The sequence below is a fragment of the Microbacterium sp. sgz311019 genome, from assembly GCF_056135325.1.
On sequence record NZ_JBWAXO010000003.1, the window covers coordinates 283,494 to 302,857 of the forward strand.

Consider the following 19,364-nt stretch of genomic DNA (forward strand, 5'->3'; position numbering starts at 1 on the left):
TATTGCCAAGGCTCTGGCGACCAGCGCAGGTTTCGATCATAGAAGTGATTGATCCGGATTGCTACAATCACTTTGAAGCACAATGTATGCTCGTTCCTGCACCATAACCCGTCGAGGAGAGACATGACCCACGAAGAGACCGTCGTCCGGCCCGCCGAGCACATGGCGCGGGAACTGGCCTCGCAGCCCGAGATGTGGGCGAGGGTCGCGGGTCTCCACGACGCCCGTGCGGGGATGCCGGCTGCCGGCCGTCGCGTCGCGGTCGTCGGCTGCGGCACGTCGTGGTTCATGGCGCAGTCGTACGCCGCCGCGCGCGAATCCGCCGGGCTGGGCGAGACCGACGCGTTCGCGGCATCCGAAGCCTTCGTCCTCGACCGGCGATACGACGACGTCGTGCTGCTGTCGCGCTCGGGTACGACGACCGAGGTCCTCGAGCTCGCCGACCGCCTCGCCGGCCGCGCGTCGACCATCGGGATCGTCGGGGATGCGTCGTCCCCGCTCGTCTCCGCCGTCCAGACGCCGCTCCTGCTGGCGTTCGCCGACGAGCAGTCGGTGGTGCAGACGCGCTTCGCCACCACGGCACTCGCGCTCATGCTCTCGTCGCTCGGCGTCGACCTGGCACCGGCGATCGCCGATGCGGAGCGGGCCATCGCGGAGGAGCTCGACCCGGAGCTCGTCGGCGCCCAGCAGTACACCTTCCTCGGGCAGGGCTGGACGGTCGGTCTCGCCCACGAGGCCGCGCTGAAGATGCGCGAGGCATCCCAGTCGTGGACCGAGTCGTACCCCTCGATGGAGTACCGGCACGGACCCATCTCGATCGCCGCCCCCGGTCGCGTGACCTGGCAGTTCGGTGACGCGCCCGAGGGCCTGGCCGCGCAGGTGTCGGCGACGGGCGCCCGGTTCGAGCAGGGGTCGCTGCATCCGCTCGCCGAACTCGTGCGCGCGCAGCGCGTCGCACTCGAGCGCGCCCGCGCCGCGGACCTGAACCCGGACCAGCCCCGCTCCCTGACCCGTTCTGTCATCCTCGAACCATGACTCTCTCGCTCGGCGACGGCCGGCCGATCCTCGCGTTCGACGTCGGCGGGACCGACATCAAGTCCGCCCTCTTCGACGCTGACGGGCGGGCCCTCGGCATCGAGCGCACGCCGACTCCCCTCGCCGGCTCCGAGACGCCGGTCGCGCTGGCGGCACGGCTCGCCGAGCTCGCCGCAGACCTGACGTCGCGCTTCCCCGACGCGACTCCGACCGCGGCAGGGGTCATCGTGCCGGGCATCGTCGACTCGACGCGCGGCATCGGCGTGTACGCGAGCAACCTGGGATGGCACGATGCGCCGATCCGCGAGCTCGCCTCGAGCGCCCTCGGCATGCCCGTCGCGTTCGACCACGACGTGCGCGCGGCCGCGTGGGCCGAGCATCTCGTGGGCGGCGCCCGGGCGTTCGACGACGTCTTCGTCATGGTGATCGGGACAGGCATCGCCGGCGCGCTCATCGTGGACGGACGGCTGCATCCCGCCGGCGGCTATGCCGGCGAGATCGGCCACTCCCCCGTCGCCGGCGGCTCTGCGTGCCCGTGCGGCGCGTACGGCTGCCTGGAGACCGTCGCCTCGGCCGGCGCGATCGCGCGCCGCTATGCGGAGCTCTCCGGATGCGACGTCGAGGGAGCCCGGGAGGTCTTCGCCCGGGCCGCCGCGGGAGATCCGACCGCGAGCGCGGTCGTCGATGCCGCCATCGACGCCCTCGTGCTCTCGCTCGCGCAGCTGACCGCGATGCTCGCGCCGCAGGCGGTCGTCGTCGGCGGGGGGCTCTCACGGGCAGGGGACGAACTCTTCGAACCACTGCGCACGCGCCTCGACGCGCGCCTGAGCTTCCATCGCCGACCGCAGCTGCTGGCCGCCCAGCTGGGCGAGGACGCGGGGCTCCTGGGAGCGGCGATCATCGCCCGCGAGCGATCGGATGCGGCGGCATGAGCGGCGCGCAGACCGGGCTGATCGTCACCGTCACGCCGAATCCTGCACTCGACATGACATGGCACGTCCAGAGCCTGTCCGTCGGCGAGTCGCACCGGGTCGGCACAGGGCGTGCGCGTGCGGGGGGCAAGGGCCTGAACGTGGCGCGCGTGGCCGCGCAGCAGGGTGCCGAGGTCGTCGCCGTGACGACGGTCGGCGGCCCGACTGGCGCCGAGTTCGCCGCGGAGCTGCAGGCGAGTGGCATCCCCCACGTGCTCGTCCCGGTCGACCCGCCGACGCGGCGCAGTGTCGCGATCGTGGATGTCGCGACGGGCGACGCGACGGTCCTGAACGAACGCGGCACCGATCCCGGAAGCGCCGGATGGCGCGCTCTCCTCGATGCGACGACGGATGCCGCGGCCCGCGCCGCGGTCCTCGTCGTCTCCGGCAGCCTGCCGCCCGGCGCTCCCGGCACGCTCATACCCGAGCTCATCGGCATCGCGACGGCGCTCGGCATCCCCTCGATCGTCGACACCTCCGGTGCCGCGCTCCTCGCCGCCGCCCGCGCCGGCGCCACCGTGCTGAAGCCCAATCGCGCCGAGCTGACCGAGGCGATAGGGATCGATGACCCGGTCGCCGCGGCAGGCACACTGCTCGCGTACGGGACTCGGCTCGTCCTGCTCTCGCTCGGCGCGGACGGCATGCTCGCCGTGAGGCCGGACGCCGACCCGCTGCACGCGCGCCTTCCCGAGGTGCTCGCGGGCAATCCGACCGGCGCGGGGGATGCGGCGGTGGCCGCCGCATCCGTCCTCCTCGCGCAGGGGGTCGACGACCCGCAGTCGCTCCTGCGGGCTGCGGTCGCGTGGTCCGCCGCGGCGGTGCTGGAGCCCGTCGCCGGCGAGATCTCCCCTCTGCACGTCGAGCTCGCCGAGCGCATCGGCGTGCTCTCACTTTCGAAGACAGTTCCCCTGACGGAGGCTCGATGACCCTCGCCCACGCCCGCGACCTCGTCGCGGAAGCCCGTGACCGCGGCACCGCGATCGGCGCATTCAACGTGATCCACCTCGAGACCGCTGAGGCTCTCGTCCGGGGTGCGGAGGCGGCCGGTCTGCCCGTCATCCTGCAGATCTCGCAGAACTGCGCGGACTATCACGGCGCGCTCGCCCCGATCGGAGCGGCGACGCTCGCCGTCGCCGCGGCGGCCTCCGTCCCGGTGGCGGTGCACCTCGATCACGCCGAGCGCGAAGAGCTCGTCGCCGAAGCCATCGCGCTGGGCTTCGGCTCGGTCATGTTCGACGCCTCGACGATGCCCTACGAGCAGAACGTACGTTCGACTGCACGCGTCGTGGCCGCCGCCCATGCAGCCGGCGTCTCGGTGGAGGGCGAACTCGGCGAGATCGGCGGCAAGGACGGCGCCCACGCTCCCGGCGTCCGCACCGATCCGGACGAGGCCCGCGACTTCGTCGCGGCGACCGGTGTGGACGCCCTGGCCGTCGCCGTGGGATCATCGCACGCCATGACGAGCCGCACCGCCCACCTCGACCTCGAGCGCATCGCGCGCCTGCGCACCGCCCTCGACGTGCCACTGGTGCTCCACGGGTCGTCCGGCGTCGCCGATGACGTGCTTGCGGGCGCGATCCGCGCCGGCATGACGAAGATCAATGTGTCGACGCACCTGAACGGCTTCTTCACCCGGGCCATCCGGTCATCCCTCGACGACGACCCCGCGATCGTCGACTCGCGCAGATACGTCTCCGCCGGGCGCGCCGCCGTCGCCGGCGAGGCGGAGCGGATGATGCGGCTCTTCGCGCTTCAGACCGCACCGCTGCGGGTGGCCTCGTGAAGCGCGCGGAGCGCCTGGCGGCGATCATCGAGCTGCTCGCCGCCTCCGACGGCGTCGAGGTCGACGAGCTCGTCGACACCCTCGGCATCTCGGCCGCGACCGCGCGTCGCGACCTCGATGCCCTCGCCGAGCAGCGGCTGCTGACCCGCACCCGCGGCGGGGCGGCGCCGCTGAGTGTCGCGTACGAGCTCCCGCTGCGCTACAAGAACCACCAGCGCACGGCCGAGAAGCAGCGGATCGCCCGCATGGCCGCACAGATGATCCCGCCCGGATCGGTCGTGGGACTCACGGGCGGGACCACCACGACCGCGATCGCGGCGGCTCTCGCGATGCGGACGGATGCTGCGCCGGCCTCCGCGCTCTACGCCTTCACCGTCGTCACGAACTCGGTGAACATCGCCGCGCAGCTGGCGACGCGGCCCGCGCTCAAGATCGTCGTCACGGGCGGTGTGCTCAACGCCCGCTCGTACGAGCTCGTCGGCGGCTACGCGGAGCAGGTGCTGCGCGGGCTCACCATCGACGTCGCGTTCATCGGGGTCAACGGCATCGACGCGGAGGTCGGGGCCACCACGCACGACGAGCGCGAGGCCGCCGCCAACCGGCTCATGGCCGCACGCGCGCGACAGGCGGTGATCGTCGCCGACTCGAGCAAGATCGGGCGCACCGCGTTCGCCGTGATGGGCGGCCCCGAGCGGTTCCCGATCCTCCTCACCGACGCGGGCATCACGCCCGAGCAGCGCGCGGAGCTCGTCGAGCGCGGCTACGACGTCCGGGTCGCGGAGTGACGCCTCCCCACCTCTCGCGAACCCGCATCCATTTCCCGAGCCCGCACGCGATTCGCGTGATTCCGGTGCGGGCTCGGGAATCGAGTGCGGGCTCGGGAAACGCCTCTCTAGGCTGAGACCGTGACTTCGGACGTCCTTGCGCAGCTGCGCGCGGCGCTCGGCGATCGCGTCGACACGACGCCGCGAGCGCTGGACGATGCGCGCGCCGACAAGTCCGGACACGTGGCATCCGCCCCACCGCTCGCCGTCGTGCACGCCGCATCCGTGGCCGACGTCCAGGAGGTGATGCGCATCGCGAGCGCGACCGGCACCCCAGTCGTCCCGCGCGGCGCCGGAACGGGCCTCGCCGGCGGCGCCAACGCGGGCGCGGGCGAGATCGCCCTCTCACTGCGGGGCATGACGCGCATCCTCGAAGTGCGCCCCGAGGACCTGCTGGCCACCGTCGAGCCCGGCATCCTCAACGGCGACCTCAACGAGGCTCTCGCGCCACACGGGCTGTGGTGGGCACCCGACCCCGCCAGCCGCGCCATCTCCACGGTCGGCGGCAACATCGCCACGGGTGCCGGCGGCCTCCTCTGCGCCAAGTACGGGGTCGTGCGCGACGCCGTGCTCGCCCTCGATGTCGTCCTCGCCGACGGCTCGCTGATCCACGTCGGGCACCGCTCGGTCAAGGGTGTCACCGGCCTGGACCTCACGTCGCTGTTCATCGGCTCGGAGGGCACACTCGGCATCGTCGTCGGCGCGACGCTGAAGCTGCGTCGGCTCGTGCCGGGAGACCCCCGCACCATCGCAGCGGCCTTCTCCCACGGCGTGCGGGCCGCCGCGCAGGCCTGTGCAGCCGTCACGGCGGCCGGCATCCAGCCCGCCATCATGGAATTGATGGATGGGCAGTCCCTGTCGGCTGTGCACGCCCTGCTCGGCCTGGACGCCCCTCCCACGGGGGCCGCGCAGGTGACGATCCAGACCGACGGGCCTGCGGCGACAGCAGAGGCGGACGAGATCGCGGCGATCCTGCGCACGGCCGGCGGCACGGTCGCGATCTCGCACGACCGGGCCGAGGGCGAGCGGCTGCTCGCGATCCGTCGGTCGATGCATCCCGCGATGGAATCGCTCGGCCGCACGCTCATCGAGGACGTCAGCGTTCCCCGCAGCGCGATGCCCGCGATGTTCGACGAGATCGCGCGGGTGGAGCGGCAGTACGGCATCGCGATCCCCACGGTCGCGCATGCCGGCGACGGCAACCTGCATCCGAACTTCGTCATCCCGGACGGCGAGGCCGACGTGCCGGATCGGATCTGGGCCGCCGCGGACGACCTGTTCCGCGCCGCCTTGCGCCTGGGCGGCACGCTGACCGGAGAGCACGGCATCGGCGTGCTGAAGCGCCGGTGGCTCGTCGACGAGCTCGGCGACGATCAGTGGCGCCTGCAGCGCGACATCACCCGCGTCTTCGACCCCCAGGGCATCCTCAATCCCGGCAAGGTCTTCGCGTGAGCGCCGTGCCCACCGCTCGCGTGATCCGCGTCAGCGCGGTTGTCGTGACGGATCCATCTGGCCGCGCGCTCGTGGTTCGCAAGCACGGCACCGCGGTCTTCCAGCAGCCCGGGGGCAAGCCCGATCCGGGTGAGTCGGCGCTCGACGCAGCGGTCCGGGAACTCTTCGAAGAGACGGGGATCGTCGCCGATGCTGGATCGCTCACCCCGCTCGGGATGTTCCGGGATGCCGCTGCGAACGAGCCCGATCACACCGTGGTCGCTGATGCCTTCACGCTGACCCTCGGCGATCCCGAGGCGCTGGCGGGCGCGGAGATCGCCGAACTGCGTTGGATCACGCCGCGCGACCTGGAGGCAACTCCCCTGGCACCGCTCAGCCGCAATCAGCTGCTGCCTCTCGTCTGGCGGTGAGTTACAGGCCCTGCCAGGCGGGCTTGTTCGCGTAGGTGTAGCGGTAGTAGTCCGCGAAGCGCAGGCGCGCCGCCGCGGCCTCGTCGACCACGACCGTCGCGTGCGGGTGCAGCTGGATCGCCGAGCCCGGCAGTGACGCCGTCACCGGACCTTCGACGGCACCGGCCACGGCCTCAGCCTTGCCTTCGCCGAACGCGAGGAGCACGAGGTGCTTCGCACGCAGGATCGTGCCGAGTCCCTGCGTGATGCAGTGCATCGGCACGTCGTCGATGCTCGGGAAGAAGCGCGCGTTGTCTTCGCGCGTCTGCTCCGTGAGCGTCTTCACGCGCGTGTGCGAGGCGAACGACGACCCGGGCTCGTTGAAGCCGATGTGCCCGTCGGTCCCGATGCCGAGGATCTGAAGGGCGACCCCCCCGGCCGCGTCGATCGCGGCCTCGTAGTCGGCGCCGGCGTGCTCGATGCCGTCGGAGCGACCGTCGGGCACGCGGATGCGCGCCGGGTCGAGCCCGAGGGGCTCCACGACCTCGCGCGTGATGACGGAGCGGTAGCTCTCGGGATGCGCCGGGTCGATGCCGACGTACTCATCGAGGGCGAAACCGCGCACCTGCGACACGTCGACGCCGGCGATGCGCGGACGCAGCGCCTCGTACACGGGCAGGGGCGTAGACCCCGTCGCGAGCCCCAGCACAACGGCCGGGTCGGCGCGGATCAGCCGCACGATCTCGTCGGCGACGAGCGCGCCCCCCGCGGCGGCGTTCTCGACGATGACCACTTCAGCCATGGGCCAGGACCTCCTCAGTATCATGATCGGCGCCGACGAGCGCCGCACCGATCGCCGCGACGGGCGAGCCTGCCGGAAGCACGCGCACACGCTCGTCGAGGCGGAGCGAACGGATGAACGGGGATGCGTCGGCGCTGCGCGTCAGCTCCGCTGCGACGACGGCCATCAGCCGATCGCCGAGCATCGTGATGCCGCCCCCGAGGACGACGGTACCGGCATCCACCGTCAGCACAAGGGCGCGGATGGCGGCACTCACGCCGTAGCCGATGCCGTCCCGCAGCTCGATCGCTGTCGGGTCGCCCGCGTCGGCGGCGTCGAAGATGTCGCGGATCGGCAGCTCACCAGGGCGCCCCCAGCGCCGCGCGACCGTGCCGCCGCCTGAGAACGCCTCGATGCAGCCATGCTGGCCGCACGTGCACAGCGGCCCGTTCGCGTCGATCGACAGGTGGCCGACCTCGCCCGCCGTGCCCGACGAGCCGGCCCAGAGTCGGCCGTCCACGACGATGCCCGCCGCGACGCCCGTGCCGAAGTTCAGGTATGCGAGAGTGCCGCTCGCGCCCTGGATGGCCGCGGCACCGAGCGCGGCGGCCTTGACGTCGTTCTCCACCGCGACGGGGAGCCCGAGCTCGGGCCCGACGGCGGCGGCGAGGTCGAGTTCCTCGATGCCGAGGTTCACGGCGTGCCGCACACGTGTGGAGCCCGGTTCGATGCGTCCCGGGATGCCGATGCCCACGGAGGCGAACGCGGCGACGGGCAGTCCCAGCTCGGCCGCGAGCGCGGACACCGCGTCCACCACCGTGCGGACGACCGCATCCGGCCCCCATCCCGTCGCGCGTCGCACGCGCGCCCGGACGATCCCGGCCCCGTCGATCGCGACGGCGTCCGTCTTGGTCCCCCCGACGTCCAGACCCACTCTCATGAGCCGCTCTCCCGACGGGAGGCGGCTGCAGCCTGCGCCGGCATCAGCCCTTGACCGCCCCGGCCGACATCCCGGCCACAAGGTGGCGCTGGATGATGAGGAAGAAAACGACGACCGGGAGTGCGAAGAGCACCGAGGCCGCCATCTGCCCGCCGTAGTCGGTGCCGGTGACAGGGGACGAGAACGACACCAGCCAGATCGGCAGCGTGTACATCGCCTGCTCCTTCATGAACGTGTACGCGAGGATGTACTCGTTCCACGCGGAGATGAAGGCGAAGATGCTCGTCGAGATCACGCCCGGGACGACGAGCGGGAACAGGATGCTGCGCAGGATGCGCCAGGTGCCCGCGCCGTCCATCATCGCGGCCTCTTCGAGCTCGACCGGGATGGTGATGAAGAATCCGCGCAGGGTCCAGATCGCGAACGGCAGCACGGCCGCCACATACGCGAGCGAAAGTCCGAAGAACGAGTTCAGCAGACCCAGGTTATTGAAGATGAGGAACTGCGGGATGAGCAGCGCCGTGCCGGGAAGCATCTGGACGGCGAGGATCAGCACCATGATCGTGCGGCGCCCGCGGAAGCGGAACCGGCTGAGAGCCGCCGACGCGAACAGCGAGAGGGCGAGTGCGAACACCACGGCGCTCACGACGACGATGACGCTGTTCTGGAGATTCGTCAGGAACGACGTCTGCGTGATCGCGACGATGAAGTTGTCGAACGTGGGGTTCAGCGGCAGGAAGTGAGGTGTCGAGGTCATGACCTCGGGACGCGGCTTGAATGCCGTGTTGACCATCCAGTAGACGGGGAAGATCCAGATGACGCTGAAGACGATGGCGATGGCGGTCGCCCACGGGTGACGCTGACGGCGCCGGCGCGGAGGGCGCGCCGGCGGCGCTCCCGCGGTCGTCGCCCCGGCCGAGGCCGTGGACGACTCGGTGGTGATGGTGCTCACAGGTCCTCCCCCGAGCGAAGCAGGCTGCGGATGTAGAAGCCGCTGATGATCATGAGCATGATCGTGGTGATCACGGAGATCGCGGCGCCTGTTCCGATCTTGAAGGTGTTGAAGGCGGTCAGGTAGGTCCAGATGCCGAGGGTGGCCGTCGTGTTGTTGGGTCCGCCCTGGGTGACGAGCCAGATCTGGTTGAAGACGTTGAAGTCCCAGATGATCGACAGCACCGTGACGAGCAGGATCGTCGGCTTCAGGTAGTTGAGGACGAGCGTGAAGTAGATGCGGGGCTCGCTCGCGCCGTCGATCCGCGCCGCCTCGAGCATCGACGTGTCGATCTGGGTCTGCGCCGCGTAGGTGGTCAGCGCGATGAACGGCACCGCCTGCCACACGACGAGCATCCAGATGCACAGCAGTGCGAGGAACGTGTTGTTGGCCCACGAGAGGTTGGTGACGTCGCCGAAGATGCGCAGCTGTGTGAGCATCCAGTTGATGACGCCGTATCCGGGTTGGAACAGCCAGTTCCACACCTGCGACGACGCCACGTTCGGCATGCCCCAGGCGAAGATCAGCACGATGGTGATGACGTATCGCATGACCGTGCCGAGGCGCATCATCAGCTCGGCGACGCCGACTCCGATGACGAGGCTGCCGATGACGAGGGCGGCCGTGAAGCCGAGCGTCAGCAGCGTGGACCACCAGAACTGCGGGCTCGCGATGGTCTTCGTGTACTGGTCGAGCCCGACGAAGCTGAACTCCCCGGTGAAGAGGGTCCGCTGGTTGAAGTCCGTGAAGGACGTGAAGACGAGGAAGACGATCGGCGCCAGGATGAGTGCGGCGATCACGATTCCGGCCGGTGTCAGCAGCCAGAGGGGCGCGAAGCGCGCCTGCTTGGAGTAGCGGCGAGGGTGCCGTGGCCGCCGCCCGGGTCGGGCGGCGGCCACACCCTCGCCTGCGACGTTCGTCGCGGTCGAGGCGATGGTCATCTTCTCAGTGTTCCTGTGTGTCCGATCCTGCTAGAGGCCGATCACTGGTTGAGGGTCGAGTTGACCGTGGCGTCCCAGGTCTTCGCCGCGTCGGACGTCGACTGGCTGCCGGAGGTCACCGACTGGAAGAACTGCTTCATGCCCGGGTCCTCCAGCGACGCCCAGCTGCCCGAGGCGGGGGTCGCCTTCGAGTCCTGAGCCGACGTGAAGAACGCCTTCTGCAGCTCGGACAGCGTGCCGCCGTCGACCGCGGCCTTCGAGCCCTCGACGCTGTTCGGGATCCAGCCGTCCTTGCCGAACACGTAGGTGTTCTGGATGTCCGGGCTGGCCGCGATCTTGACCCACGCGCGAGCGAGGTCCTGGTTCTTGCTCTTGGTCGCGATGCCCCAGTCCGAGCCGCCGAGGTTCACCGGCTGGTTCTTGCCCGAGACACCGGGCATCGGGAAGGAGCCGAGGACGTCGTTCGTCAGCTTCGGGTTGTCCTTCTGGACCACGCCGATCTCCCAGCCGTTGGCGATGATCGCGCCGGCCTTGCCGTCGGCGAACACCTGGTCCTGGTCGGGCTTGTCGGTGTTGAGCGTCTGGCTGGCCGCCGACGAGTACGCGTTCTGGAAGGCCTTGAAGTCGTTCAGGCCCTTCTGCGCCTGCGGGGTCGAGAAGCCGGCGGTCCACTTGCCGTTCTTCTGCGTGGCGATGTCGCCGCCCTGGTCCCAGACCCACTGCATCCCCGCGTACCAGTACTGGCCGGGCAGGTAGAAGGCGGAGAAGTCGGTGCCGGCGTTCTTGGCCTTCAGCTTGTCGAGGTCGGCCTTGAGCTCGTCATACGTGGTGGGAGCGGCGGTGATGCCCGCATCCGCCCAGACCGTCTTGTTGTAGAGGACCGCACGCGCGCCCGCGAACGACGGGACCGCGTACAGCTTGCCGTCGATCGTGGCCGGGTCCTGCAGGCCGCCGAGCCAGGTCTGGCCCTGCTGGAAGTCGCTCTTGTACTTCGTCAGGTCGGCGAGGCCGCCGCTCGACGCGAAGGTGGCGACCTGCGTGTTGCCGAGGTCGAGCACGTCCGGCGGGGTGCTCGTCGCGAGCGCGGTGGTGATCTTGGTCGCGATGTCGGTCCACTGCTGGGTCTCGACCTTGACCTTGGCACCGGTCTGCTTGGTGAACTCGTCGTTGATCGCCTTGAGCGTCGTGTCCGACAGGTCGCCGGTCATGGCCCAGACGGTGAGCGTCTTGCCCTTGCCGTCGACCGCTCCACCGGTGGAGCCGGACCCGGAACTGCTTCCGCAGGCGCTCAGCGCCAGGGCGGCAGCGACGCCGACAGCGCCGACAGCGACGATGCGTGAAGTGCGCAATTTTTCTCCTCGTGTTGGTTTCTCTTGGTGTGCGACGGAGCCTCCGGCTCCATCAGGGGGGATGGCGCGTCCTAGGACACGCCCAGCTGTCCGGAGAGGACCATGACGGCCGCGCCACGCAGGACGATGTCCTGGCCTTGGGCCGTCATCCGCACCCGGATGCCGTCGTGCAGGACGGTGAGGATCCGGGAGCGGAGCGTCTCGAGGGTCGCCCGGGCGAGCGGTCCGTCGAGAAGTTCAGGGGGGCCGGAGAGGACGACCTCCGACAGGTCGAGCGCACCCACGACCGGTGCCAGCGCGATGCCGAGGCGCTCGCCGGCGTCGTACAGGATGCCGTCGCGGTCGGCGGGGTCGGCATCGGCGATGCGGGCTGTGAGCGCCGGGGCCGAGAGCCAGGCCTCGAGGCAGCCCGAGCGGCCGCACGCGCACAGCGGGCCGCCATCGGTGCCGACGGTGACGTGGCCGATCTCGCCCGCGGCCGAGTGGCTGCCGCGCACCGGGCGTCCGTCGATGACGAGGCCTGAGCCGACGCCGCGGCCGATCTTCACGAGCAGGACGTCGTCCGCGCCGCCGAAGGTGTACTCCGCGAGGACGGCCGCGTTCGCGTCGTTGGCGACGATCACCGGGATGTCGACGGCCGCACGCAGCGCCGACTTGAGGTCGTAGTCGCGCCAGCCGAAGTTGGGGGCGGTGAGGACCACGCCCGCGTCGTCCACGACGCCGGGTGTTCCGACGCCCATGCCGAGGATCGGCATGTCGGACTCCGCGGCGAGCTCGCGGGCGAGCCCGATGACGATGCCGGCCGCGTCGTCGAGGTGCTCGACGTGGTCGACCACGCGACGGCTGATGATCCGGCCGTCGAGGGTGAGGACCGCGCCCACGAAGCGGTCGCTCGCGGAGAGGTCGAGGGCGAGGATGCGGTGCCCCGTGCGGTCGAGATCGATGAGGATCGCGGGCTTGCCCGGGCCGGAGGCCTCGCGCACACCGACCTCGACGATGAAGCCGTCGGCGATGAGCTCGGAGACGAGGTCGGAGATCGTGACGCGGGTGAGACCGGTCTCGCGCGACAGGTCGGCGCGGCTCATCGCCCCCTCGTGGAAGAGGGTCTGCAGCAGCAGCGCTCGGTTGTGCCCGCGAGCATGCTCCGGAAGCACCTTGGATCCCTGCCGGAGCGCACGGCGGGGCCCGTACGGGTTCTCGTCTCCGTGGGTCGTGGGCGCGGAATCGATGGTGGAAGAGCCGCGCTGCGCTTCGGGCGAAGTCATGTTTGTTAGTAGACCTTACGAACATAAGAACCGCAAGCCCTGAGCGCGCTTTTGTTGGGCCGGTTTACGAATTCGTTACGTACCTGCTTCTCGACCCACTCGACATCGAGATCCAACCGTCATCGGCGTGGATCCGGTCTTCAGGCCGCCCCCGGTACAATAAACCCTGGGCAATTCGGGGGTTTGACAGTGGCTGACACGGACGAGCAGCGGGATGTCGGGACGACCGGGGCCGACCAGGCCACCGGTACGGACACGTCATACGCGTGGGCACCGGCGGAGCCGGCGCACCGCAAGCGCCATCTCGGCGCATGGATCGGCGTGCCCACGGGCATCGTGGCGGCGGCCGTCGTGGCGGTCTCGCTCGTGCTCATCGCACCCGGCGCATCCGTCGCCAGTGTGCCCGTCGGCGGCATGACCGCGGGGGCCGCCGCCGACGCCATCACGGCGAAGCTCGCCGCGACCCCGGTGACGCTGTCGGGGCCCGACGGCCGCACGGTCACGCTGACCGGCGCCGACCTCGGCGCCAGCGTCGACGCGAGCACGCTCGCGCAGGACACCTACGCCGACCATCCGCTCTGGAACGTCGCGGGCTGGTTCCCGTCGTCGCGCAAGGCCGACGTCAAGGTGGATCACGCCGCCGTCGCCGCGAAGCTGCACACCGTCTTCCCCTCCCTCTTCGTCGCTCCCGTCGACGCGACCGTCTCCTTCGACGGCGCCACCGGCTCGTACACCGCCGCTCCGGCGGTCGACGGAACGAGCGTGGATGTGGATGCCGTGCAGACCGCCATCCAGAACGCCTTCGCCGCCGGCGCGACGGGCAAGGCGGTGTCGGTGTCGACGACCCCGGTGGCCGCTGCCACGACGACCGCGCACGCGCAGGAGGTCGCCGGGAAGCTCAACAAGATGCTCGACACCGTCGGGTTCTACGTGGGCGACGAGCGGACGGCGCCGGTCGACCGGGCGACCGCCGCATCCTGGATCACCCTGACCGACAAGCCGGACGGCACCATCGGCGTGAGCGCCGACGCATCCAAGATCCAGACCGTCGTCGATTCGCTCTCCGCATCCGTCAACCGTGCGCCGGCGGACGGCTCCGTCATCACGAACTCCTCCGGCACGGTCCTGCGCACCATCGCCGCCGGCCACAGCGGCCGCACGCTCGGCGAGACCGCGGGCGTCGCCGACGCCTTCGCGAAGCAGCTCGCGAACCTCGATGGCGCATACAAGCTGACGGTCTCCGAGACCCCGGCGAAGATGGCGACAGCGCAGCGTCTGCTCGAGGTCAACCTCACGACGCAGACGCTCTATCTCAAGGAGAACGGCAAGGTCGTGGACTCCTGGCTCGTCTCCAGCGGACGCACGTACCCCACGAAGACCGGCCACTTCCGGATCAACTCGCACATCCCGTCGATGACGATGAAGGGCCCCAACCCCGACGGCACGACGTACTCGCAGCCGGACGTCCCGTGGGTCATGTACTTCAACGGCGACCAGGGCTTCCACGGCGTCTACTGGCACCACAACTTCGGCCACCCGATGAGCCACGGCTGCGTCGGCATGCCGATCTCGCGCGCCAAGCAGCTCTACGACTGGACGCCGAGCGGCACGGACGTGTGGGTCCACGGCTGACCCACGCCTGAGCGTGGTCGGTCCCGCCCGGTTCAGCGCGACGCGATCGAGACGAAGGCGCGGAGCGGATGCTCGGGCCCGACGTCCGGCAGTGCGGCGGCGCCGTCGAGGCCGGTGCCGCGCGGGCCGACGAGGCGCACCGCCACCGGCGCTTCGGACAGGAGCTGCTCGAAGCGCGCGCGGATGAGCGTGGAACCGAACACCCCGCCCACGGCCCCGACCGCCCAGGGGCCGTCATCCACGCCCTCCGCCACCCGTTCGAGCCCCGCCGTCACCGATCGCGCGAGCTCCTCGGCCGCGCGGAGGCAGATGCGCTCCGCGACCGGATCCGAATCCGCGAGCTCGGCGACGGCACGGGCGAAGGATGCGACGATCCGGATGCGATCGGGGTCAGCCTGCAGGTCGATGTACGCCTCGTCGAGGTCGGGCCACCGCTCCCGCATGGCATCGGTCAATGGGGTGAGCGGACCGCGCCCGTCGTAGGCGCGCATCCCGGCGTCCAGCGCCTCGCGCCCGATCCAGTAGCCGCTGCCCGCATCGCCCATGATGTGGCCCCAGCCGTCGACTCGTGCGACGCGCTTGCGGCCGACCGCGAGGGTGACGACCCCGGTGCCCGCCGCGACCACCGCGCCGCGATCGCCGCCGAGGGTGCCGAGGAACGAGGTGATCGAGTCGTGCGTGAGGCGGGCGACGGACGTGCCGAGGTCGCGCGTCGCATCCAGCAGCGCCGTCGCATCCGCCTCACGACGGGTCAGCCCCGAGACACCCGCCGACACCTCGGCTATCGGCATGCCGGCGGCCGCTGCGCGGGCGGCGGAGGCGAGCTGCGGGATGAGCTCCTCATGCGTGCGCACGCCCGGGAGAATCGTCTCCCGCGGGGCGGCGCCGGGGAGCGTCATCCGGATCTTCATCCCGGTCTGTCCCGCGTCGATCGCCAGCGCTGCTCCGTCAGTCATCTGTCGTCTCCTTCATGCGACGGGCCGGCGAGGTCTCCCCCGCCGGCCCGCCTGCAGTGATCGTCTCGGATCGCGTCGACTCAGATGCCGTCGACGATGCCGTTCAGCGTCGCGGACGGACGCATGACCTGCGACACGAGCTCCTGATCCGGGTGGTAATAGCCGCCGATGTCGACCTTCGAGCCCTGCACGGCGAGGAGCTCCGCGACGATCGCGTCCTCGTTGGCCGTGAGCGCCTCGGCGACCGGGGCGAACGCGGCCGCCAGCTCGGCATCCGCCGTCTGCGCCGCGAGCTCCTGCACCCAGTACAGCGCCAGGTAGAAGTGGCTGCCGCGGTTGTCGATCGTGCCGAGGGCGCGGCCGGGCGACCTGTCGTTCTCGAGGAACGTGCCGGTGGCGGCATCCAGCGTGTCGGCGAGAACCTGCGCCTTCGCGTTGCCCGTGTATGCGGCGTAGTGCTCGAACGACGCGGCCAGCGCGAAGAACTCGCCCAGGGAGTCCCAGCGCAGGTAGTCCTCGGCGAGCAGCTGCTGCACGTGCTTCGGCGCCGAGCCGCCGGCGCCGGTCTCGAACAGGCCGCCGCCCGCGAGCAGCGGGACGATGCTCAGCATCTTCGCCGACGTGCCGACTTCGAGGATCGGGAAGAGGTCGGTGAGGTAGTCGCGCAGGACGTTGCCCGTCACCGAGATCGTGTCGAGACCCTGGCGCATCCGGGCGAGCGAGTACCGGGTCGCCTCCGCCGGCGGCAGGATCGTCGTCGTGATGCCCTTGGTGTCGAGCTTGCCGAGGTATGTCTGGACCTTGGCGATGAGCTGGGCATCGTGCGCGCGATTGGCGTCGAGCCAGAACACCGCCGGGACGCCGGTCGCACGGGCACGGCCCACGGCGAGCTTCACCCAGTCGCGGACCGGGATGTCCTTGGTCTGGGTCGCCCGCCAGATGTCGCCGGCCTCGACCTCGTGCTCGATGAGCACCTCGCCCTCGGAGTCGACGATCTGCATGCGGCCGGCCGTCTCGATCTCGAAGGTCTTGTCGTGGCTGCCGTATTCCTCCGCAGCCTGCGCCATGAGACCGACGTTCGGGACGGTGCCGATCGTCGCGGGGTCGAGCGGGCCGTTGGCGATGACGTCATCGATCGTCGCCTGGTAGACCCCCGCGTAGGAGGAGTCCGGGATGACGGCGAGCGTGTCGTCCTCTCCGCCGTCGGCGCCCCACAGCTTGCCGCCGTTGCGGATGAGTGCAGGCATGGATGCATCCACGATGACGTCCGACGGGACGTGCAGGTTTGTGATGCCCTTGTCGGAGTTGACGTACGACAGGCGCGGGCCGCGGTCGAGGTCGGCCGCGATCTCCTCGGCGATCTCGGCTCCGCCCTCCACACGCGCGAGGCCGTCGAGGATCGCGCCGAGGCCGTTGTTGGCGCTCAGCCCCTCGCGCGCGAGGAGGTCGCCGTTGCGGTCGAAGACGTCGGCGAAGTAGGCCTTGACGACGTGGCCGAAGATGATCGGGTCGCTGACCTTCATCATCGTGGCCTTCAGGTGCACGGAGTACAGGAGGTCCTCCGCCTTGGCCGTCTGGAGCGTCTCGGCGAGGAAGGCGTCGAGTGCCGCGGCCGAGAGGAAGGTCGCGTCGACGATCTCGCCGGGCAGGACCTTGAGGCCGCTCTTGAGCGTCGTCACCGTGCCGTCTTCGGCGACGTGCTGGATCGTGAGCACGTCGTCGCTCGGGATCACGACCGACTTCTCGTTCGAGCGGAAGTCGTCGTGGCCCATCGTCGCGACGCGCGTCTTCGAGCCCGCGGCGAACGCCTTGTTGCGGTGCGGGTGCTTGCGCGCGTAGTTCTTCACCGACAGAGGGGCGCGACGGTCGCTGTTGCCCTCGCGCAGGACCGGGTTCACGGCGGATCCCTTGATGCGGTCGTAGCGGGCGCGGACGTCCTTGTCGTCGAGCGACTGCGGCTCGTCCGGATAGTCGGGGATGTCGTAGCCCTGGCCCTGCAGCTCGGCGATGGCCGCCTTCAGCTGCGGGATGGACGCCGAGATGTTGGGCAGCTTGATGATGTTCGCCTCGGGAAGCGTCGCGAGGCCGCCGAGCTCGGCGAGCGCGTCGCCCACCTGCTGGGCGGGCGTGAGCTTCTGCGGGAAGGCGGCCAGGATGCGGCCGGCCAGCGAGATGTCGCGTGTCTCGACCTCGACCCCGGCCTGCCGGGTCACGGCCTGCACGATGGGGAGGAAGGAGGCGGTCGCGAGCGCCGGTGCCTCGTCGGTGTGGGTGTAGATGATGGTCGAATCGGGCACGAGTCGTCTCTCTCTGGAAGGGAGGAGCCCTTGCGGGCGTGGCCGTGGGGGGCGTCGGATGCGGCCGCCGCACGCCGGTTCACCGTACGCAGCGACGCATCCGCCAGACTATCGCACCCAGGAAAGTATCTCGACATCGAGATATCTCGCTGTGGATGCCTGATCAAGCTTGCCTCGGCGAGCAGCGTGGGCATTAGCCTGTGCGTATGGCAGAACTTCGGCTGGAAGAACTGTCCGCCTCGACCATCGTGGCGGTCAACAACATGTCGCTGAAGCCCGGGCAGGAGGAGTTCCTCTCGCCGGTGAGCTACGGCATCGCCGCAACCGTCGTGAATCCTCAGACGTCCTGGCAGCGCGTCGTCCTGGAGGGCGACTCCATCGTGGGCTTCATCAGCGCGAACTTCGACCCCGACTTCCCGCAGGAGCACTTCCGCTCCGTGCTGTGGCGCATCAACGTCGACGCGGAGGACCAGGGCAAAGGCATCGGCCGCTTCGCGGTCGAGTCGCTCCTGGCCGAGGCGCGCGAGCGCGGCATGGACCACGTCAACGTCATCTACGAGGCCGGCGAGGCGGGACCCGCGGCGTTCTTCGAGCGCGTCGGCTTCACGCCCGTCGGCGAGACCGAGTACGGCGAGGTCATCGCCGAGATCGGCCTGTAGCCCCCGCTTGCTGGAGTTGCCGCGAGCCCGCACTCGTTTTGCGAACCCGCATCCTCTTCACGCGAATCGGATGCGGGTTCGACATTTGAGTGCGGGCTCGCGGCATGGAGGTGCCGGGCCGGTCAACGGGGGTGGATGCCGAATTGGGAGAGGCGTCGGCCGAGCGCGCCAGCGCTGCGGGTGTGCTCCGAACCCCAGCGAGCGAAGCGGCGATTCGTCGTGCCGCGGATCCAGTCCTCGCGCATCTTCTCCTTCAGGACGACGTCTTCGATGTCCGCGCCGTTGCGCACACCAGGATCGACGTACTTGCGGCGCCCATCGAACTCGCCCCACGCATTGACATCGTCAAGCCCGAAATCCACGTAGAAGGCGCGGCCGTCCGGGCCGTCCACGGCGACCTGCAAGCGCGGCGCGGCGAACCCCAACTCCAGGAGATAGTGCCGGCCGACGCTCTCGCCGGGCAGCTGCGCCCGTCCGTCCGCGAGTTCCAGGATGCACCGAGCCTGCTTGACACCCCGCCCACCGCGCGGAAGCCGCTGCGCGATCTCGCTCCGGAAGGCCGCCGCCGCGTCGGGGTCATAGGAGTGGGAGGCGTCGTCCCAGGCGACCTGCCGGAAGGCCGCATCCAGCACGGCAATCGCTGTCTCGCGCGTTGACGAGCGGATGACGTCGGCCGCGGTGCGGGCGAGGGATGTGCACGCGATCCCGTCGATCTCGGCACGCTCGGCTGCGGACACGACGAGCTCGTGTCGGGCGACCATCGGCTCGCTCGCTCGAACGCGGCCGTTGGCCGCGATCCCGCTCAGGTGGACTCGCTCGGCGGCATGTCGAATGAGGGGCAGCCCGTGCAACACGGCCGCGGAATGATGGGACACGACGTCCGAGGAGCCGCGGCGACGCAGGTCCGTCGCGACGATGCGAAGCAGGTGCCGACCTTCGGTGTGCTCCGCATCCCAGACGTCGCTCGCTACGTACCATCCGTGATCGACGCGTCGAAGGCGCCCGTCGGCGAGCACACGCTCGAGCCCGCGCCCGGACAGACCCTGTGCTTCGAGGTCGGATCGTGACAGGAGCTCGCGTCTCGCCTCGTCCACACGCA

General features: G+C 70.2%; 19 protein-coding genes. 10 read left to right on the plus strand and 9 right to left on the minus strand.

What is annotated here, in order from left to right; genetic code table 11:
- The first annotated feature begins 123 nt into the window (after nt 1-123).
- The 7 genes from AC0NZN_RS06650 (at nt 124) to AC0NZN_RS06680 (ending at nt 6,475) form a co-directional block, all read left to right on the plus strand.
- Complete coding sequence (locus AC0NZN_RS06650) at nt 124-1,035, plus strand: SIS domain-containing protein (RefSeq protein WP_474591494.1); 912 nt, start codon at nt 124-126, stop codon at nt 1,033-1,035.
- Nucleotides 1,032-1,967: an ROK family protein gene (locus AC0NZN_RS06655; RefSeq protein ID WP_474591495.1), complete on the plus strand. Its 936-nt coding sequence runs from the start codon at nt 1,032-1,034 to the stop codon at nt 1,965-1,967. The genes AC0NZN_RS06650 and AC0NZN_RS06655 overlap by 4 nt, the downstream gene beginning before the upstream one ends.
- Nucleotides 1,964-2,932 carry a 1-phosphofructokinase family hexose kinase gene (locus AC0NZN_RS06660; RefSeq protein ID WP_474591496.1) on the plus strand — a complete coding sequence of 323 codons (969 nt, stop codon included), beginning with the start codon at nt 1,964-1,966 and terminating at the stop codon, nt 2,930-2,932. Before AC0NZN_RS06655 ends, AC0NZN_RS06660 begins: the two co-directional genes overlap by 4 nt.
- Nucleotides 2,929-3,789, plus strand: a complete 861-nt coding sequence (locus AC0NZN_RS06665; RefSeq protein ID WP_474591497.1) for a class II fructose-bisphosphate aldolase — start codon at nt 2,929-2,931, stop codon at nt 3,787-3,789. Before AC0NZN_RS06660 ends, AC0NZN_RS06665 begins: the two co-directional genes overlap by 4 nt.
- On the plus strand, nt 3,786-4,574 hold the full coding sequence (locus AC0NZN_RS06670; protein ID WP_474591498.1) for a DeoR/GlpR family DNA-binding transcription regulator: 789 nt from the start codon (nt 3,786-3,788) through the stop codon (nt 4,572-4,574). Before AC0NZN_RS06665 ends, AC0NZN_RS06670 begins: the two co-directional genes overlap by 4 nt.
- Nucleotides 4,575-4,694: 120 nt before the next feature.
- Entirely contained in the window at nt 4,695-6,065 is a 1,371-nt protein-coding gene (locus AC0NZN_RS06675; protein WP_474591499.1) for an FAD-binding oxidoreductase, read from the plus strand.
- A complete protein-coding gene (locus AC0NZN_RS06680) occupies nt 6,062-6,475 on the plus strand; it encodes an NUDIX hydrolase (protein WP_474591500.1) in 414 nt (137 codons plus the stop codon). Before AC0NZN_RS06675 ends, AC0NZN_RS06680 begins: the two co-directional genes overlap by 4 nt.
- A gap of 1 nt (nt 6,476) precedes the next feature.
- On the opposite strand, the gene AC0NZN_RS06685 is transcribed toward AC0NZN_RS06680, so the two are convergent.
- The 6 genes from AC0NZN_RS06685 to AC0NZN_RS06710 all read right to left on the minus strand — a co-directional run bounded on the left by AC0NZN_RS06685 (nt 6,477) and on the right by AC0NZN_RS06710 (nt 12,721).
- Complete coding sequence (locus tag AC0NZN_RS06685) at nt 6,477-7,256, minus strand: glucosamine-6-phosphate deaminase (RefSeq protein ID WP_474591501.1); 780 nt, start codon at nt 7,254-7,256, stop codon at nt 6,477-6,479.
- Nucleotides 7,249-8,175 carry an ROK family protein gene (locus AC0NZN_RS06690; RefSeq protein WP_474591502.1) on the minus strand — a complete coding sequence of 309 codons (927 nt, stop codon included), beginning with the start codon at nt 8,173-8,175 and terminating at the stop codon, nt 7,249-7,251. Before AC0NZN_RS06690 ends, AC0NZN_RS06685 begins: the two co-directional genes overlap by 8 nt.
- A gap of 43 nt (nt 8,176-8,218) precedes the next feature.
- The gene (locus AC0NZN_RS06695; protein WP_474591503.1) at nt 8,219-9,127 is read right to left on the minus strand and encodes a carbohydrate ABC transporter permease; all 909 of its coding nucleotides are present in this window, start codon (nt 9,125-9,127) and stop codon (nt 8,219-8,221) included.
- Complete coding sequence (locus AC0NZN_RS06700) at nt 9,124-10,107, minus strand: carbohydrate ABC transporter permease (protein WP_474591504.1); 984 nt, start codon at nt 10,105-10,107, stop codon at nt 9,124-9,126. The genes AC0NZN_RS06695 and AC0NZN_RS06700 overlap by 4 nt, the downstream gene beginning before the upstream one ends.
- 41 nt (nt 10,108-10,148) lie before the next feature.
- On the minus strand, nt 10,149-11,456 hold the full coding sequence (locus AC0NZN_RS06705; RefSeq protein ID WP_474591505.1) for a sugar ABC transporter substrate-binding protein: 1,308 nt from the start codon (nt 11,454-11,456) through the stop codon (nt 10,149-10,151).
- A gap of 71 nt (nt 11,457-11,527) precedes the next feature.
- Complete coding sequence (locus tag AC0NZN_RS06710) at nt 11,528-12,721, minus strand: ROK family transcriptional regulator (RefSeq protein WP_474591506.1); 1,194 nt, start codon at nt 12,719-12,721, stop codon at nt 11,528-11,530.
- Between the two features lie 189 nt (nt 12,722-12,910).
- On the opposite strand from AC0NZN_RS06710, the gene AC0NZN_RS06715 reads away from it, so the two are divergent.
- Complete coding sequence (locus AC0NZN_RS06715; protein WP_474591507.1) at nt 12,911-14,353, plus strand: L,D-transpeptidase family protein; 1,443 nt, start codon at nt 12,911-12,913, stop codon at nt 14,351-14,353.
- Nucleotides 14,354-14,385: 32 nt separating this feature from the next.
- Here AC0NZN_RS06715 and AC0NZN_RS06720 read toward each other — a convergent pair whose 3' ends face one another.
- Both AC0NZN_RS06720 and AC0NZN_RS06725 read right to left on the minus strand, forming a co-directional pair.
- Entirely contained in the window at nt 14,386-15,309 is a 924-nt protein-coding gene (locus tag AC0NZN_RS06720) for an N-acetylglucosamine kinase (protein ID WP_474591508.1), read from the minus strand.
- Between the two features lie 80 nt (nt 15,310-15,389).
- Entirely contained in the window at nt 15,390-17,606 is a 2,217-nt protein-coding gene (locus AC0NZN_RS06725) for an NADP-dependent isocitrate dehydrogenase (RefSeq protein ID WP_474591509.1), read from the minus strand.
- A 206-nt stretch (nt 17,607-17,812) separates the two neighbouring features.
- On the opposite strand from AC0NZN_RS06725, the gene AC0NZN_RS06730 reads away from it, so the two are divergent.
- Entirely contained in the window at nt 17,813-18,265 is a 453-nt protein-coding gene (locus tag AC0NZN_RS06730) for a GNAT family N-acetyltransferase (RefSeq protein ID WP_474591510.1), read from the plus strand.
- 122 nt (nt 18,266-18,387) lie between these two features.
- Here the strand turns inward: AC0NZN_RS06730 and AC0NZN_RS06735 are convergent, their stop codons facing one another.
- Nucleotides 18,388-19,026, minus strand: coding sequence for a hypothetical protein (locus tag AC0NZN_RS06735; protein ID WP_474591511.1), 639 nt, complete (start codon nt 19,024-19,026; stop codon nt 18,388-18,390).
- Nucleotides 19,027-19,110: 84 nt separating this feature from the next.
- Here AC0NZN_RS06735 and AC0NZN_RS06740 point away from each other — a divergent pair, with 84 nt between their 5' ends.
- On the plus strand, nt 19,111-19,332 hold the full coding sequence (locus AC0NZN_RS06740; protein WP_474591512.1) for a hypothetical protein: 222 nt from the start codon (nt 19,111-19,113) through the stop codon (nt 19,330-19,332).
- The last annotated feature ends 32 nt before the right edge of the window (nt 19,333-19,364 follow it).

What these genes read in the sequence shown, in the direction of transcription:
- AC0NZN_RS06665 (WP_474591497.1), top strand. Translation starts at nt 2,929, where the DNA reads ATGACCCTCGCCCACGCCCGCGACCTCGTCGCGGAAGCCCGTGACCGC.
- AC0NZN_RS06650 (WP_474591494.1), top strand. Translation starts at nt 124, where the DNA reads ATGACCCACGAAGAGACCGTCGTCCGGCCCGCCGAGCACATGGCGCGG.
- AC0NZN_RS06730 (WP_474591510.1), top strand. Translation starts at nt 17,813, where the DNA reads ATGGCAGAACTTCGGCTGGAAGAACTGTCCGCCTCGACCATCGTGGCG.
- AC0NZN_RS06690 (WP_474591502.1), bottom strand. Translation starts at nt 8,175, where the DNA reads ATGAGAGTGGGTCTGGACGTCGGGGGGACCAAGACGGACGCCGTCGCG.
- AC0NZN_RS06660 (WP_474591496.1), top strand. Translation starts at nt 1,964, where the DNA reads ATGAGCGGCGCGCAGACCGGGCTGATCGTCACCGTCACGCCGAATCCT.
- AC0NZN_RS06720 (WP_474591508.1), bottom strand. Translation starts at nt 15,309, where the DNA reads ATGACTGACGGAGCAGCGCTGGCGATCGACGCGGGACAGACCGGGATG.
- AC0NZN_RS06685 (WP_474591501.1), bottom strand. Translation starts at nt 7,256, where the DNA reads ATGGCTGAAGTGGTCATCGTCGAGAACGCCGCCGCGGGGGGCGCGCTC.
- AC0NZN_RS06700 (WP_474591504.1), bottom strand. Translation starts at nt 10,107, where the DNA reads ATGACCATCGCCTCGACCGCGACGAACGTCGCAGGCGAGGGTGTGGCC.
- AC0NZN_RS06710 (WP_474591506.1), bottom strand. Translation starts at nt 12,721, where the DNA reads ATGACTTCGCCCGAAGCGCAGCGCGGCTCTTCCACCATCGATTCCGCG.
- AC0NZN_RS06655 (WP_474591495.1), top strand. Translation starts at nt 1,032, where the DNA reads ATGACTCTCTCGCTCGGCGACGGCCGGCCGATCCTCGCGTTCGACGTC.
- AC0NZN_RS06735 (WP_474591511.1), bottom strand. Translation starts at nt 19,026, where the DNA reads ATGGTCGCCCGACACGAGCTCGTCGTGTCCGCAGCCGAGCGTGCCGAG.